We start from the raw sequence: 14,870 nt of genomic DNA, 5'->3' as shown, positions 1-14,870 counted from the left end.
TTTTACTCGCCAATCAACCTCATGGTCTCCTCTTCAATAAACCCGAACACCTCTTCCGCCACGCTGTACTGAAACTGCTTACGCCGGTGCTTCGAGACCTTCCCCTCGTTATCCAGGCACATCATCACCAGCTTCGACAAATCACTCCCACGAACGTCGTAGCGTTGGTTCACCGCCTTGATCACACGGTCGTAGCGATCGAGGAATTCGGTTTCTTCGCGCAGTTCCACTTCCAAGGCACGGCGGGCCATTTGCAGGGTGAATTCGACGCAGCGGGTCGCATCCCAGTAGCGGTAGATCGAGGGATGGCCGATGAAGTCAAAGGCCATATGCTCCGCCTCCAGCCAGGTGACGTTCCAGAATTCACGGGTTGGCTGGGAAAAGGTTTTCAGCGCCTCCAGGTAGGCTTGCTCTTCGTGCTTCATGGCGACGGAGACCGGTAACAACAAGCCGTTTTCCAATGCACCGTAGTGGCAAAGCGTCTGGTGAATCAGGAAGCGAGACAGGCGCCCATTACCGTCCATGAACGGGTGCAGGAAGACGAAGCCGAAAGCGGTGACCGCCGCCGCAACCAAAGGATCGACGTCTCGCACGGGCTGGTTGGCGAAGGCCATCAGCTCCTCCATCAATTCCTGGCAAAGCGCGGGGGCGGGCGGTACGTAGCTCACACCGGCTGCGCCGCGCAGCCCGTTGTGCAGATGGTTCTGTTCGTGGCGAAACGCGACGGCTTTGTCGAAGGGGTTGGAGACGGTGCTGTTTTGCAGCTCGACCAAGTAGTCCTCGGTGAGCAAACGGCCTTCGTGGGCCTGGCGCAGGAGTTGAACGAAGCGACGGGATTTTTCTTCGCTGGGTTGTTCTTTTTCGATGGCAAATGAATCGCGGGTTTCGTGCAGGTACGCCCACTGGATGGCGCGGTCCATCATTTCGGGTGGGAGGGTGGCCATGAAGGATTTGGCGCGAGCCAATACATCAAGCGCCAACAACGCTTCCAGCTCAGGCGTTCGCTCTACGGTGGCGCAATAATGCAAAGAGCCCAAACCATTGAAATCCACTCGCCAACGACTGTTGCGAATACTGGGGCCAGTCACATAGCGCTGGGGGTCGAACAAGGGAACGACGCGCCCACGAACAGGAAGGGCGTGATCAAGCATTTTCCCGGTAAAGCCTTCCCAAAGAAAACAGGCTTTTCGGATAAACGCACCGTTGGGCGAGTCGGCCAGCGCCTCTAGGAACGGCTCTGGGCCGAGCTGTTCGAACACTTGGGCAAGTATCGCCAGATTCACCCCTTCATGCTTAAGTGCAAACAGTACGTGCTCAAACAGCGCATGCTGGGCAGGCGCCACCGAATGGGGCACCGCCAGGCAGCCACCGATCAGAGAAATCCTAGTCACCGGCTTGATCATCGCAGCCCGCAGCGGTGCGATCACTTTTAGATCCAGCGCCTCACACAGATGAGCGTATCCGACTGTCGGCATGGCGAGCCCTTCCAGAAAAAATTCACTTGAGCGATTAAAGCCCAGTTTTTTTTACCGCTCACCATTTTTTTTTTTATCCCTGCATTTCTTTGGATATTTTTTTACACCGCTCGCCCACCCTGGGACTTCAGATTCAACTCGCTGCACAGGGCGACTCCATGGAATGTTCCTCACAAGCCTGTTCAAGAGCGAGCCCTTTCAGGAGCGTCTAGCGACAGCCTTCAGGCTGCGGCGCCGGTACGTTGCATAACACGAACAACCGCGCCCTGGCGCCTCCGCCGTCCTGGCGACTGAGTTCGCGCCAGCCGTTCGGCAGCGGCGCGAATTCATCCGGCGCTTCGTTGCTGCTGATCAACCATACCCGCCGAGTTTGGACAGGCAGTGCTGACAGGCGATCCAGATAGATGCGTCCGCCGTCCTGGTCCACCAGCGTGCCGAAGCCATAGGCATTCGGTCGCGTCGAGGTGCCGTCGGGTTTGGGCGGGGTGTAAAGCTGCAACTGCGCGTCGGTCTGGTCGTAATACACGTAGCTGAGGTACCACATCATGTCGCTGAGGACGATGCGGTCGTCTTCCTGGTAATTACGATTGACGAACTCCACCGGCACGTTGAATTGATCCTGCTCATCCACCTCGAAGTTGTTCTTCAGGCCCAGCAGTTCCATGCCAACAAACAGCACCAACTGCGCTGCGCCCAACCATGACAGGCGTGACGGCAAGCGGTCGATGGCCATTGCCAGGACGATCGGCAAGCCCAGGGCGTACACCGTGAGATAGCGCTCGATAAAGACCGGCGAGATAAACGACACGCCGTACACCAACAGCAACGGCAGCAGGAAAAACAATGCAGGCAAATGAGCCCCGGGGTTGCGCCATGCCGTCACCAGGACCACCGCGACCAACCACAGCGGAAACATCCAGAACAGCGGCGCCCAGAGATCAACGCCTTCATCCTGCAACACGAACTGCCAGATCATCGAGGGCAGGGACAGCAGGCTGACCGGCTCTTCCCAACCAATGTCCCCGCCTACCTTGAGTTGTTCGACGTGCTGCACCAGGTCCAGGAGGTTCGGCAGCCAGGGCAGGTACAACACCACAATCGCGGCGTTGGCCACCCACCATGCCGGGCGCGTGATCAAACGCTGGCCGGGCGGCTGCAGCCCCAGGTATGTCCAGTGCACCAGCACGCACAGCGCCGTGAAGTAATGGGTGTAGAAACCGGCGCTCATCAACAGCACATAGGCGGCCAGATAACGTGTGCGCTCGGGTTGGCGCGTCCAGTAGACCAGCGCCAGCGTCGCCCCCAACAGCCATACACCGAGCAGCGAATACATGCGCACTTCCTGGCTGTAGCGCACCGCCGTCGGCAGCAGTGCCAGCAGGATGCCCGCCAGCACTGCGGCGCGACGGGTGGACAGTTGCCGCGTCAGCCAGATACCCAGGCCCACCACGACGGCACCGGGGATGGCGCTCATGCTTCTGATCGACCAGATGCTGTCGCCAAACATTTCGATCCAGCCGCGCAGCAGCAGAAAATACAGCGGCGGGTGCACATCGTGAGCGGCGTGAAACCACAGGTCGCTCACCGCGTATTCGCTGAGCAAGAGGCTTGAGCCTTCGTCACCCCAGATCGCCGCCGACGTCAGGTGATAAAAGCGCAAGACCATGGCCAGCGCCAGGATCGGCACCCACCAGAGGCGGCCAAGCCAGCCGGCGCCTTCCCAGGTCAGGCGATTGAGCGCAGGCAAGGCCCGGCTTTTTCCATTTTGCTCTACCACAGACCGACGCATATCGACTCCGTTACAACTGCCCTCTACAGGACAAACACTGCCCATGCGCAAACACCGCCACTTTAGGCCAAAAGCCCAGGGGCCGTTGCTGGAATCGGACAAATCAACAATTTGCGTAGGCCTTCACCGAAGCACTCGTAGGATCAGGCTATGATTGCCCTCCTCCACGGACTCAGGATCAAGGAAACGTTATGCGTATCGGTTTGCTGTCACCTCTGGCTCTGGCTCTGCTGGCCGGTATTCCCCTGGCGGCCCAGGCCAGTTCCGACGATTCGTGCTACCCCGACTGGCGGGTGTCGCGTGACAGTCTTGAACCCTGCAGCAACCAGCCTTTTCTCAGCCCGGGCAACGATAGCCGGGTCAACCTGCGCCTGTTGCTGGCCGATAAAAAAGCCGCGCCGCTGACCCCCAATGCCCTGGGCGAAGACGACTTGGCCCAAGGCTTCGGCCCGGTGCCGTTTCCGGTATACCGCCTGGTGCCGATCCCGGCCGCAAATGATGAGCCCGACAACCAGGCGGACGACTCACGCACCGCCGAGCTCGACACCCTGCTCCAGCCGCTGGGCATCAAGCGTGAGGAATACAAGACCGCCGGCGAAGCCTTCCTCAATGGTGAAGGCAGCCGCTGCCGCAGCAATGATGATGACAGCGCCATGGCGTTTATCAGCCAGGTGATCAAGGCCGATATGCCACCGGCAGAGCGGGATGTGTTGGTCAAAGCACGTTTACAGCTGCTGACAACCTGTGACTGGGACGGCCAGGTAGTGGACGCGCAATTGACCCCCTCGGCCAACGCCCAGGTGTTCCGCACTTATTTGCAGGCCGCCGCTGACTTCTACAGTGGCCGCTTCGGTGATGCCGAGCGCGGTTTCGCCGCCGCGACGACCAGCGATGTGCCCTGGCTGAAGGAAACCGCGCTGTACATGACCGCGCGCACCTCGCTGAACCAGGCCCAGGCCCAGGCCTTCGACGAATACGGCATGCCGCAGCGCGAGCAGGTGGATAAGCCCGCGTTGAACGACGCCGAACAAGGCTTTCTCGGTTACCTGAAAACGTATCCGCAAGGCGATTACGTGGCGTCCGCCCGTGGCCTGCTGCGTCGGGTGCACTGGCTGGCGAACGACGATGCCAGGCTTGCCGAAGACTTTACCTGGCAATTCACCGAGGCCAACGACGCCCAGCGCAATGTCAGCGTGGATGAACTGGTGGAAGAGGCCGACCTCAAGCTGCTGATGGTCGGCAACAAAGCGGCGAACAGCCCGATGCTGCAAGGCGTCAGCGACCTGATGGCGATGCGCGCCCACACCACGCCCCTGTTGAGCCGCGAAGACCTCGACAAGCAAAAGAGCACCTTCGCCAACGAGCCGGCCTTGTTCGACTACCTGCAAGCGGCGTATGCGCTGTACGTCGAGCATCAGCCCGACGCTGCTCTCAAGTATCTGCCCGCAGATGTACCATCGAATCTAAATTACCTCGCCTTCAGCCAACAAACCCTTCGCGCCCTTGCGTTGGAGGCCAAACAAGACTGGGCAGGTGCGCAAGCCCTGTGGCTGCAACTGCTGCCCCTGGCCAAGCAGCCGCTGCAACGCGACCAGCTGGAGCTGGCCCTGGCGATGAATTACGAGCGCAGCGGCCAATTGGCCAAGGTATTCGCCGCCGACTCGCCGATCAGCGCCAAACAGGTGCGCTACATCCTGCTGCGCAACGTCGCCGGTCCCGACCTGCTGCGCCAGCAGATCGCCAATGCCAGCGACCCGACGGAACGCCAGAGCGCGCAATTCGTGCTGCTCTATAAAGACCTGCTGCACAGCCAGTTCGCGACCTTCGCCGACGACCTCAAGCACGCCTCGTTCTCCGAAGACAAGCTCGGCACCAGCCTGGGCTACACCTACACCAGCGGCCAGACCTTGAAGCTGTTCCAGTGGAACGGCGACAAGGCCGAATCCGGCTACGCCTGCCCAAGCATCGCGCAAACCGCCGCGACCTTGCAGGACGACGCCAAAAACCCGCACGCCTTGAACTGCTTCGGTGAGTTCATCCTGCGCAACGGCCTGGACGGCATGCCCCTGGAACAACCCCGCGCCGCCGGCAGCCTGGGCAGCACCGCCTCGGACTTCAAGGGTGAAACCTTCTCGCGCCTGGACGGCTACAAGCAGGTGATCGCCAACGCCAAGGCATCGAAAACCGACAAGGCTTATGCGCTGTTCCGCGCCATCAATTGCTACGCGCCGGCCGGCTACAACAGTTGCGGCGGCGAAGACGTTGCGCCGGCCGTGCGCAAGGGCTGGTTCCGCCAGCTCAAGAGCGGCTACGCCGACACCCATTGGGGCAAATCGCTGCAGTACTACTGGTGAAAACCCTATGGCTGGGCTTGCTGTTGCTGGCAAACCCGGCCTTCGGCACCGTCGACGCCCGCGACTATGACGCCTTCTGGCTGTGGAGCGGTGTCACGCCCCAGCCGGTGATCAAGCAGGCCAGAACCCTGTACATCCTGCAAGGCCAGATCAACTCCACCCGCCGCGCGCCACAGCGCGGCGTGCAATTGATCGCTCAGGGCATCAGCGTACCGCGCCTCACCCAAGGCGAAGTCTGGGTGGTCTACCGCGCCCACACCCTGCGCTGGCCGGAACGGGTATACACCCAGGTGCTCGGCCAGGTGCAACGCTGGCGTGACGCGGGCAATCCCGTCATCGGCATCCAGATCGACTTCGACGCCCGCACACAATATCTGCATGAATACGCCGCCTTCCTGCGCGACCTGCGCCAACGCCTGCCCGCCGACCTGCGCCTGAGCATCACCGGCCTGATGGATTGGAGCAGCAACGCCGACCCGGCCGCCATCGCCCAGCTCAAAGGTATGGTGGATGAAGTGGTGGTGCAGACCTATCAAGGACGTCAAAGCATCCCGGATTACGCGGCGTATTTGCCGCGGATGAATCGGCTCGGCGTGCCGTTCAAGATCGGCTTGATTCAAGGGGGTGAGTGGCAAGCGCCGGGGTATTTGCAGGGGAGTGAGTGGTTTCGGGGATATGTAGTGTTTTTGCAGAACCGTTGACACGCTGGCTGATTGTATGCAAGAAAGTGTCCTCTGTCCGCGGACAGAGGACACTAACCTTTTGGGGCCATATGAAAAGTCAAGACATCCTAGTCCTCTTCAAACTGATCAGCCTCGAACTACAGGCAAAAGGGGAGCGCGTAAAAAAACGGGCGTTTTCTGTGGAAAAAGAGACCGCGGCCCTCGGTTTTCAAAGTCTTCCGGCCTATATTGAGAACTTCGAAACCGTTCAACTTTCAACCATGGAGGACTGGCGCGGCTGGGATGACGCAGACGAGGATTCTGAAGAACACGCTTCGCAAAACTACTCTGTGAGAGCTCTGTCCTCAGCTTTGGGTCTGAGCAAAACCGAAGTGTCTTCATCCCTGAATCGTTGCAGGGAAATCGGCTTGATTTATACAAGGCACATCGATGGAGTCCCGTTGGTAAGAAGCACAGCGCTGCTCGATTTAGTTACGCACAGCATTCGCTATATTTTTCCGGTTAAGCCTGGCGCTATCGTCCGAGGCATTCCAACGGCCTTTGCCGCACCGGTATTGGCAGGCAAAGTGATGAGCGGAGGCGACCTTATTCCCGTCTGGCCAGATGCCTACGGAAAAAGCAAAGGGCAGGCAATTACACCGTTGTACAAAACCGTTCCCGGCGCCGTGAAGAAAGACGAGCTTCTCTATCATTTCCTGGCCCTCGTTGATGCCATCCGCATCGGCGGACCGCGTGAGACCAAAGTCGCCGACGCCATGCTGCGGGAGTGGATACTGTGACGTCCAACCGAACAATGATGCTGCAAATGCTTGAGGAGGTTGCCGGGGCTCTGGGCGAAGAGTTATGCGAGCAAGTTGCCTTTGTCGGTGGATGCACCACTGTCTTGCTTATCACTGACGAATACACACTGGAGTCAATTCGTGGTACCGATGATGTGGACTTGGTCATTCATCTGACAGGCACCGCTGATTGGTATCGGCTGGAAGAAAAACTCAAACCTCGAGGTTTCAAAAACACTGGCCAAGACTCGGTAACCTGCCGTTTACGACTGGGCCAGTTGAAAGTCGATTTCATGCCGACGCAGGCAAACGTCCTGGGCTTCGCCAATACTTGGTTCGTGGGCGGGTTAGAACGCGCCATTGGCTACACCTTGCCCAACGGAACGCGGATCAGATTGTTCGCAGCACCTTGGTTCCTCGCAGCCAAATTGCAGGCTTATCAGGGACGCGGTCGTGGCGATGTACTGATGTCCAACGACATTGAAGACATCATCGCCCTGGTCGATGGCAGGGAAGAACTCATCGAAGAAGTGAAACTAGCGCCTATCGAACTGCGGCATTTCGTGAGCGAACAATTTACGGCACTGCTTGCGTTACCCGCATTTGAGGACGTGATCCAAAGCACCGCCCAGGATCCAGCTCGTGCGGCGTTGATTCACGAACGACTGACCGCGTTGATTGGATTTGGAGCGGCCGCTTGATCCTGCAGTTGAGCTTGAGTCGGCAAGGAACCGATAGGGTAGAGAACCGCGATGTCAGCGGCTCGGCACACAATGCTGGCACAGACCTGTATGTAATTGCCGACGGCACTTCAAAACCAAAGAGTGGCGAATTGGCAAGCGCTTTGAGTCACCACCTGCTTGAGTGTTTTCGCCATGCGCAACCCATTGTGGTGTCTCGTCCTGAACACGCCCTGATGCTAGTGCTGACTTCCCTCGACGAAGTGCATTCAAACATTTGTCCAGACTTTCCCTTCGCATCCACCAGCTACCTTGTATTGCTGGTAGTTGGTCACACAGCGATCTCCATTCACGCAGGTGATTGCTGCCTGGGCCATCTGGAGAAGTCTCAACGCCTGAACTGGGTGAATTCACCCCACTGTGGTCCAAATTGGAAAGGCGATCTGAGCCATTCGTTCATCGCCAATTCTCCAGCCCGCAAAAAACTGCTCAACTGCATGAGCCATCGACGGGCTCACGAGCCTCACATTCAATCCATGCAGATTGCCCAAGACACGACATGGATCATGGCGACAGATGGATTCTGGGCCGAACTCTCAGCCGAGGACCAGTTCAAGGCCATCGTAGAACGTACCCTTGACGGGTGCGCAACCGAAGACGACGTCACGTTCATGTTATTGCGTACGTAAAAAAGCTATTACCAATCGTAGATCACGCTCGACACCACCTTCGGCCATTCTGCGTAGCAGCAATCCAAATTACTGGTGCACAGCGAGACGTAGGCCTTGTTGGTACGCCCGGCTTCCTCCGATCATTTCTGAACGACTTGCAACGGATACACCGACTCCCACCCTCCTCCCAGCGCCTTGTACAAGCCGACCATGGCCAACGACACACCCGTGGAGCTTTCCACCCACTGCTTCTGGGTCGCCAGCAGCGCGCTTTGCACGGTGAGCACATTGACAAAATCGGCCACGCCTTCGACGTACTGGTGTTGTGCGGTGGTCAGTGCGATCTGGTTCTGGCGCACGGCTTCAGCCAGGCTGTCGCGGCGCAGTTGGCTGGCATTGTAGCGGGTCAGTTGGTCGTCGATTTCATGCCAGGCGCGCAGCACGGTTTGCTGGTAGGAAATCGCCGCCTCCTGTTGCTGGGCTTCACGTAAATCGACCATGCCTTGCAGGCGCCCGCCGTTGAACAGCGGCAGGCTCAGCTGTGGACCGAAGGCAAAGGCGCGGGAACCCCAGGAGCCGAAATCCGAGAGTTGCATGGCTTGGGAGCCCAGGCTGCCGGACAGGGTGATGCGTGGGTAAAAGTCGCCCTTGGCCACGCCGATGCTGGCAGTGGCGGCGTGCAGGCGGGCTTCGGCCTGGCGGATGTCGGGGCGGCGCTCGGCGAGTTCCGATGGCAGGCCGATCGCGACCTGGCGTTGGGTTTGCAGCACGGGAGCGTCTTTGGACAACTGCGCGTGCAGGGCCTGAGGCGGCTCGCCCATCAGCAGGCTCAGGGCGTTGATCAACTGGTCCTGGCGTTGCTGCAGATCCGGCAGGCGCGCTTCGATGGCGGCGACCTGGGCGGCGGCTTCGGCCACGTCCAGGTCAGTCGCCACGCCGTCGGCCAGGCGCAGTTGCGAGAGCTTGAGGCTGTGGCGGGCGACGTCGAGGTTTTGCTCGGTGACGGCGCGGGTGTTCTGTACGCCGCGCAGCTGGATGTAGTCCTGCGCGGTCTCGGCCAGCACCGACAGCAACACGGCGCGGCGGTCGTTTTCGGCGACTTCCAGGGTGGCGTCGGCGGCTTCGGTCTCACGCTTGACCCGACCCCAGAAATCCAGCTCCCAGGCAGCGGAAAAGCCCATGTCCCATTGGCTGAAGGCCGAGCGGCCGTTCTCGCCGGAAGGGTCGTTCAAGCCTTTGCCGCTGTTGCGCTTGCGCTGGTAACCACCGCCCGCATCGACGTCGGGGTAGCGCTCGGCGGTGGTCACCTGGCGCACGGCGCGGCTCTGTTGCAGGCGGCTGCCCGCCAGTTTCAGGTCGAGGTTATCGTTGAGGGCGCGGCGTGTCAGCGCTGACAACTGTTCGTCGTGGAACACGTCCCACCAGCGCTCCTGCAACGGGTCGCTGCTGACACGGCTGGCCGCCTGACGCCCCTGGGGCTCACTCCATTGGGCGACTTGCGGGCCTTGCGGCCGCTGGAAATCCGGGCCGACGGTGCAGGCACTCAGGCTGATGAGGCTCAAGGTGAGCCAGGCGAGCTGTCTCATTGCTGGGCCACCTCAGGGTGTGGCGCGACCGCCTGGGTGTCGACGCTGGCCTCCACCGACATACCGACGCGCAAGCGCTCGGTCAGCGGCTGATTGGGCTCCAGCACGATCTTCACCGGAATGCGCTGTACCACCTTGGTGAAGTTGCCGGTGGCGTTGTCCGGCTTGACCGAGGCGAACGTCACGCCTGTGGCCGGCGCCAGGCTTTCCAGGTGACCGTTGAGCGTCTCGCCGTCGAGGCTGTCGACGCGCACTTGCACGGCTTGACCGGCATGCATATGGGACAGTTGCGTCTCCTGGAAATTGGCCACGACATAGGCTTCGGCCAGCGGCACGACCGCGAGGATCTTGCTGCCCGGTGTCACATAGGCGCCGACCCGTACCGCCCGCTCACCGACCATGCCGTCGACCGGCGCGACAATGCGCGTGTAGGACAGCTGATAACTGGCCATTTCCAGCGCGGCCTGGGCGCGCTTGAGCCCACCTTCGGCGGCGTCGCGCTGGGCCGTGAGGATTTCCACTTGCTTGCGTTCGGCGGCCAGCACTGCGGTGGACTTGGCCAGGCGCGCGGTGGCCTGGTCGATGCGGGTCTTGGCTTGCTGGGCGTTCTGCACAGTGCCTGCGCCGACGCCGGCGAGGTGGTTGTAGCGGTTCAGTTCGTGTTCGGCAAACGCCACTTCGGCACGGTCCGCCGCCACGGTGGCCTGGGCCTGGGCGATCACCGAGCTTTGGCGCTCCAGGGTCGCGCTGGCGTTTTTCAGTTGCGCCTGGGCGACCAGGGTGTCGGCGTCGGCGGCCTGGGCGGCGGCGCGAAAGTCGCGGTCGTCGATCAGCGCCAGCAGTTGCCCGGCCTTGACACGCTGGTTGTCTTCCACCAGCACTTCCTTGATGAAGCCGGCAACGCGGGGAGCGACCAGGGTGAAATCAGCCGCGACGAAGGCGTCGTTGGTGGTCTGGTGCTTGCTGCCCAGTACGCCCGGCGCAACCAGGTAAACCAGCACACCGACGGCAAATACAGTAATAACGGAGACGGCAATTTTGTCTTTGCGTTTCATGGAAAGTCCTTGTGGTCAGGCCGGAGCGCGAGGCGGATAGATCCGCGTGGGCATCCAGAAAATCAGTAGGATCAACGCCACCGCGACACCGGCCATGACGACGTAAAGATCCGAAGAGGTCAGCACCACGGTCTGTTCGTGCAAGCGGTGGGCGAGGCCCGGCGCGTCAGCGTCGGCAAGGGGCGAGTTGCCCAGGCGGTCCACCAGCATGGTCGAGTGAAAATGCCCGCGCCGGGTGGTCAACGTATCCAGCACGGCGGTGGCGATCACGGCGGACAGGCCCTTGACGGTGTTGAACCAGGCCGAGGCGAACGGCCCTTCGATGGGCTGGATACTGCCGGTGGACAACATCAGCAACGGCAACACGGCCATCGGCTGACCGAAAATCTGCAGCAGGTACCAGCCATAAAAATCATCGCGGATCCACGCCGAGGTCAGGTGCGAACTGCCGATACAGCACAGCACCAGCATGCCCAGGCCTGTCCCCAGTACCCAGCGGCAATCGACCCAGCGCAGGTTGCACAGCGCCGCCACCAGCGGCAGCGCGATCAACTGTGGCAGCGCCATCAGCAGCATCACCGGCGCGGTTTGCAGGGGGCGGTAACCCTGGACCTGGGCGAGAAAACTCGACGGGATGATGATGACCGAGGTCAACACCATCAACACGCCGGCCAGCACGATCAACGCGAACGACAGGTTGCGCAGGCCGAGCATCTGCAACTTGAAGAACGGCAGCGGCTGCGACCATTCATTGAGCATGAACAGCACCATCAGCAGCGTGCCGCCACTGAGCAGGAAGGTGATCAGGCCCGACTCGAACCAGTCCAGGCGATTGCCTTGCAACAGGCCGATCACCAGCATGCAGATTGCCGGAAAGCCCAGCAGCAGGCCGCGCCAGTTGAAGTGTTTGAAACGCTCCAGGCGCAGCGGGTCCTGCGGCAAGCCGTAGGCCACGGCGGCCATCGCCAGCAGGCAGGGCCCGACGATCTGCCAGAACGCCCATTGCCAGCCGACATATTCGGTCCACAGCGCCGCCAGCGGCGTGCCCAGGCTCGGGCCGAAGGTGGCCGTCAGGGCATAACCGGCCAGGCCGTATAACTTGACGTTGGCCGGCAGGAACCGCAGCGCCACGGTCATCAGCATCGGCGGCAACGCGCCACCGGCCAGGCCTTGCACGGTGCGCAGGAGCAGCAGGCTTTCGTAGTTCGGTGCGAACGGGCACAGGATGCCGAGCAGGGTAAACAGGCCGATGGCACACAGGGTGAAACGGCGCAGCGAGAGCGTCACCGCACACCACGGCGCGAACGCCATCGCCGCCACGGAGGTGGCGGTGTAGGCCGCGACCAGCCAGGTACCTTCGTCAAAGCCGATGTACAGCGCACCACGGATATCGGCGAGGGCGACCTTGGTGACCATCTCGTTGAGGCCGGACACCAGCACCGCCAGCAACACACCGACCAGGCCGATGATGATGCGCGGGCCGAATACCGGTGGGCTGGGCGCAGTAGGTTTGGCTGCGGCCTCGAAGGCGGGGGCAGCGAGCGATGTCATGGACAGGTAACTCGGAATAGGAATACCCGAGCAGTTTAATCAGGCAAATGCATGACAAAAAGTGACTTGTTGGCAGGTTATAAGTGCGCCAGGCGCAATCCACCGGGTAATGCAGAGCTTTTAATGTGGGAGGGGGCTTGCCCCCGATTGCGGTGTTTCAGTTTCACATCAGGTGACTGTCACACCGCTATCGGGGGCAAGCCCCCTCCCACATTTTGATCGCGCATGGCTTGAGATTTCAGCCCGGTTGGGCTTCCAGCCAGGTGGCGTGGCAGCTCTCGCGCATGGTTTCGCGCAGCCATTTGTGCGCCGGGTCCTTGTCGAAGCGCGGGTGCCAGGATTGCGCCAATACCAGGGTCGGCAGCGAAATCGGCAAGGCGAACGAGCGCAGCGGCAGTTTCAGGCGCCGAGCACTCAGGAGGGCTTCCTTGGGCACCGGTAAAAGCAGGTCGGAGTCGGGCAGCATGAACATCGCACCGTGAAAGCCCGGGGCGATCATTGCCACGCGGCGCTCCAGGCCCTGGGCATTCAACGCAGTATCGATGGGCCCACGGGCGATGCCGCGCCGCGAGATGCTGATGTGGGAATAGCTGGCAAAGCGTGCGGCGGTGATATCTTCGTCGAACAGCGGGTGGTCTTGCCGCGCCAGCCCGACAAAGGTGGTCGAGAACAGATTCTGCACCTTCGCTTCCGGGCTGGCGGGCATGGTGTTGCTCACCCGCAAGTCTAATCGCCCCTCGCGCAGGGCTTCGTCGTCGGTGTCGCCTTCGGGCACGAAGCGCAGTTCGCAGAACGGCGCCGCGCGCTGCAGGGTGTCGAACAAGCGACCGCCATACACGCCGATGAAAAAGTCATTGGCGCGCACGCTGAAGCGGCGGCGCAGGGTGCTCAGGTCCACTTGATCGGCGGAGCGAAACAGCAACGCCGCCTGCTCCACCACATTGCGCACCTGGCCTTGCAGTTCCAGCGCCTTGGGCGTCGGTACCAGGCCGCGACCGGCGCGTACCAGGATCGGATCGCCCACTGCTTCGCGGATACGCGTGAGGGTGCGGCTCATGGCCGCCGGGCTCAGGTTCATCCGCCGCGCCGCGCCCACCACACTGCCCTCATCGAGCAAGGCGTCGAGGGCGACGAGCAGGTTCATGTCCGGTAGTTGCATGCCAAGCACTCTTGATTGATCGGGAGTGAACTGGACGCAATCCTAGCAGGCTTTATCGGTTCAGAACGGCGCGTCGCCCTGGATGGTGGTGCGGAATAACTTACGCCGCAGGTGGCTCGGGCAACCGGCGGCCAGGTGGATCAGTGAGCGGTTGTCCCAGAACAGCAGGTCGTGGGGCTGCCACTGATGGCGGTAGATATTTTCCGGCCGGACGCTGTGGGCATAGAGCTGGGCCAGCAGGTCGCGGCTTTCGTCATCCGGCAGGCCGACGATGCGGGTGGTGAAGCCTTCGCTGACGAACAGCGCCTTGCGGCCGTTTTCAGGATGGGTGCGCACGATGGGGTGTACCACTTCGGTCACCTGGGCAAGCTGCTCCGGGGTCAGGGTCGGCCGCCAGTTGCCTTCGAATTTGGTTTCGCTGTAACGCGCGGTGTAGGAATGCGCGGCGCAGCGCCCTTCGACGGCGTTGCGCAGGTGCTCGGGCAGTTGCTCCCAGGCTTTGTGCATGTCGGCAAACAGGGTGTCGCCGCCTTCGGACGGCAGTTCCTGGGCATGCAGCATCGAGCCCAGGCTGGGCAGTTCCTTGTACGACAGGTCCGAGTGCCAGAACTTGCCCGCATCGCCCAGGCCGATGGATTGGCCGTTTTCGATGATGTTGGAGACGATCAGGATTTCCGGGTGGTTGGCCAGCAGGAACTGCTTGAGTACATGAATTTGCAGCACGCCGAAGCGGCGGCTGAAGGCGATTTGTTGTTTAGGGGTGATGTGCTGGTCGCGGAACACGATGACGTGATGGTCCAGGTGCGCGCGGTGAATGCGGACGAAGTCTTGTTCGTTGACGGGTTGGGACAGATCCAGGCCGACGATTTCGGCACCGACACTGCCGGGGAAGGGGCGGATGTCGAAGGTTTGAAGGGTGGCGGGCATTGGGTTCACTTCCGGCGGACAGGGGAGTGAATTTATAGGCCTGAGAGAGGAAGTTTAAATACTGTTAGGGCATATCCATATGCATGGGGTGATGCTGATGGCCCTATCGGGGGCAAGCCCCCTCCCACACTTGATTGTGAACACATTCAAATGTGGGAGGG

Annotated in this window: 12 protein-coding genes; 5 read left to right on the top strand and 7 right to left on the bottom strand. The window is 61.0% G+C overall.

Features of this window, described 5'->3' with window-relative positions:
• Window positions 1–2: 2 nt before the first annotated feature.
• Together MRY17_RS00710 and MRY17_RS00705 are read right to left on the bottom strand one after the other, a co-directional pair.
• On the bottom strand, window positions 3–1,475 hold the full coding sequence (locus MRY17_RS00710) for a Fic family protein (RefSeq protein WP_181284775.1): 1,473 nt from the start codon (window positions 1,473–1,475) through the stop codon (window positions 3–5).
• A gap of 208 nt (window positions 1,476–1,683) precedes the next feature.
• The gene (locus MRY17_RS00705; protein ID WP_243353113.1) at window positions 1,684–3,264 is read right to left on the bottom strand and encodes a glycosyltransferase family 39 protein; all 1,581 of its coding nucleotides are present in this window, start codon (window positions 3,262–3,264) and stop codon (window positions 1,684–1,686) included.
• A 191-nt stretch (window positions 3,265–3,455) separates the two neighbouring features.
• Here MRY17_RS00705 and MRY17_RS00700 point away from each other — a divergent pair, with 191 nt between their 5' ends.
• From MRY17_RS00700 to MRY17_RS00680, 5 genes are all read left to right on the top strand, one after another.
• Window positions 3,456–5,618: an outer membrane assembly lipoprotein YfiO gene (locus tag MRY17_RS00700; protein ID WP_243353112.1), complete on the top strand. Its 2,163-nt coding sequence runs from the start codon at window positions 3,456–3,458 to the stop codon at window positions 5,616–5,618.
• Window positions 5,615–6,319 (top strand): DUF3142 domain-containing protein, encoded by a 705-nt coding sequence (locus MRY17_RS00695; RefSeq protein ID WP_243353111.1) that lies wholly within the window; start codon window positions 5,615–5,617, stop codon window positions 6,317–6,319. The genes MRY17_RS00700 and MRY17_RS00695 overlap by 4 nt, the downstream gene beginning before the upstream one ends.
• 71 nt (window positions 6,320–6,390) lie before the next feature.
• The gene (locus tag MRY17_RS00690) at window positions 6,391–7,080 is read left to right on the top strand and encodes a hypothetical protein (RefSeq protein WP_243353110.1); all 690 of its coding nucleotides are present in this window, start codon (window positions 6,391–6,393) and stop codon (window positions 7,078–7,080) included.
• A 14-nt stretch (window positions 7,081–7,094) separates the two neighbouring features.
• On the top strand, window positions 7,095–7,781 hold the full coding sequence (locus tag MRY17_RS00685) for a hypothetical protein (RefSeq protein ID WP_191952734.1): 687 nt from the start codon (window positions 7,095–7,097) through the stop codon (window positions 7,779–7,781).
• Window positions 7,778–8,449, top strand: coding sequence for a protein phosphatase 2C family protein (locus tag MRY17_RS00680; protein ID WP_191952583.1), 672 nt, complete (start codon window positions 7,778–7,780; stop codon window positions 8,447–8,449). The genes MRY17_RS00685 and MRY17_RS00680 overlap by 4 nt, the downstream gene beginning before the upstream one ends.
• 122 nt (window positions 8,450–8,571) lie before the next feature.
• Here the strand turns inward: MRY17_RS00680 and MRY17_RS00675 are convergent, their stop codons facing one another.
• From MRY17_RS00675 to MRY17_RS00655, 5 genes are all read right to left on the bottom strand, one after another.
• Window positions 8,572–10,017: an efflux transporter outer membrane subunit gene (locus MRY17_RS00675; protein ID WP_191952582.1), complete on the bottom strand. Its 1,446-nt coding sequence runs from the start codon at window positions 10,015–10,017 to the stop codon at window positions 8,572–8,574.
• The gene (locus MRY17_RS00670) at window positions 10,014–11,072 is read right to left on the bottom strand and encodes an HlyD family secretion protein (RefSeq protein WP_181284780.1); all 1,059 of its coding nucleotides are present in this window, start codon (window positions 11,070–11,072) and stop codon (window positions 10,014–10,016) included. The genes MRY17_RS00675 and MRY17_RS00670 overlap by 4 nt, the downstream gene beginning before the upstream one ends.
• 15 nt (window positions 11,073–11,087) lie before the next feature.
• A complete protein-coding gene (locus MRY17_RS00665; RefSeq protein WP_181284781.1) occupies window positions 11,088–12,623 on the bottom strand; it encodes an MFS transporter in 1,536 nt (511 codons plus the stop codon).
• Between the two features lie 238 nt (window positions 12,624–12,861).
• The gene (locus tag MRY17_RS00660; protein WP_181284782.1) at window positions 12,862–13,782 is read right to left on the bottom strand and encodes a LysR family transcriptional regulator; all 921 of its coding nucleotides are present in this window, start codon (window positions 13,780–13,782) and stop codon (window positions 12,862–12,864) included.
• A 60-nt stretch (window positions 13,783–13,842) separates the two neighbouring features.
• Window positions 13,843–14,709, bottom strand: a complete 867-nt coding sequence (locus MRY17_RS00655; protein WP_243353109.1) for a TauD/TfdA dioxygenase family protein — start codon at window positions 14,707–14,709, stop codon at window positions 13,843–13,845.
• Window positions 14,710–14,870: the final 161 nt, after the last annotated feature.

The organism is Pseudomonas orientalis (assembly GCF_022807995.1).
Taxonomy (GTDB): domain Bacteria; phylum Pseudomonadota; class Gammaproteobacteria; order Pseudomonadales; family Pseudomonadaceae; genus Aquipseudomonas; species Aquipseudomonas orientalis_B.
This window is presented reverse-complemented; position numbering and strand designations above follow the sequence as displayed.

Excerpts from the sequence above, each read along its gene's own strand:
- MRY17_RS00700 (WP_243353112.1), top strand. The coding sequence starts at position 3,456 with ATGCGTATCGGTTTGCTGTCACCTCTGGCTCTGGCTCTGCTGGCCGGT.
- MRY17_RS00705 (WP_243353113.1), bottom strand. The coding sequence starts at position 3,264 with ATGCGTCGGTCTGTGGTAGAGCAAAATGGAAAAAGCCGGGCCTTGCCT.
- MRY17_RS00655 (WP_243353109.1), bottom strand. The coding sequence starts at position 14,709 with ATGCCCGCCACCCTTCAAACCTTCGACATCCGCCCCTTCCCCGGCAGT.
- MRY17_RS00660 (WP_181284782.1), bottom strand. The coding sequence starts at position 13,782 with ATGCAACTACCGGACATGAACCTGCTCGTCGCCCTCGACGCCTTGCTC.
- MRY17_RS00710 (WP_181284775.1), bottom strand. The coding sequence starts at position 1,475 with ATGCCGACAGTCGGATACGCTCATCTGTGTGAGGCGCTGGATCTAAAA.
- MRY17_RS00685 (WP_191952734.1), top strand. The coding sequence starts at position 7,095 with ATGATGCTGCAAATGCTTGAGGAGGTTGCCGGGGCTCTGGGCGAAGAG.
- MRY17_RS00665 (WP_181284781.1), bottom strand. The coding sequence starts at position 12,623 with ATGACATCGCTCGCTGCCCCCGCCTTCGAGGCCGCAGCCAAACCTACT.
- MRY17_RS00690 (WP_243353110.1), top strand. The coding sequence starts at position 6,391 with ATGAAAAGTCAAGACATCCTAGTCCTCTTCAAACTGATCAGCCTCGAA.
- MRY17_RS00675 (WP_191952582.1), bottom strand. The coding sequence starts at position 10,017 with ATGAGACAGCTCGCCTGGCTCACCTTGAGCCTCATCAGCCTGAGTGCC.
- MRY17_RS00670 (WP_181284780.1), bottom strand. The coding sequence starts at position 11,072 with ATGAAACGCAAAGACAAAATTGCCGTCTCCGTTATTACTGTATTTGCC.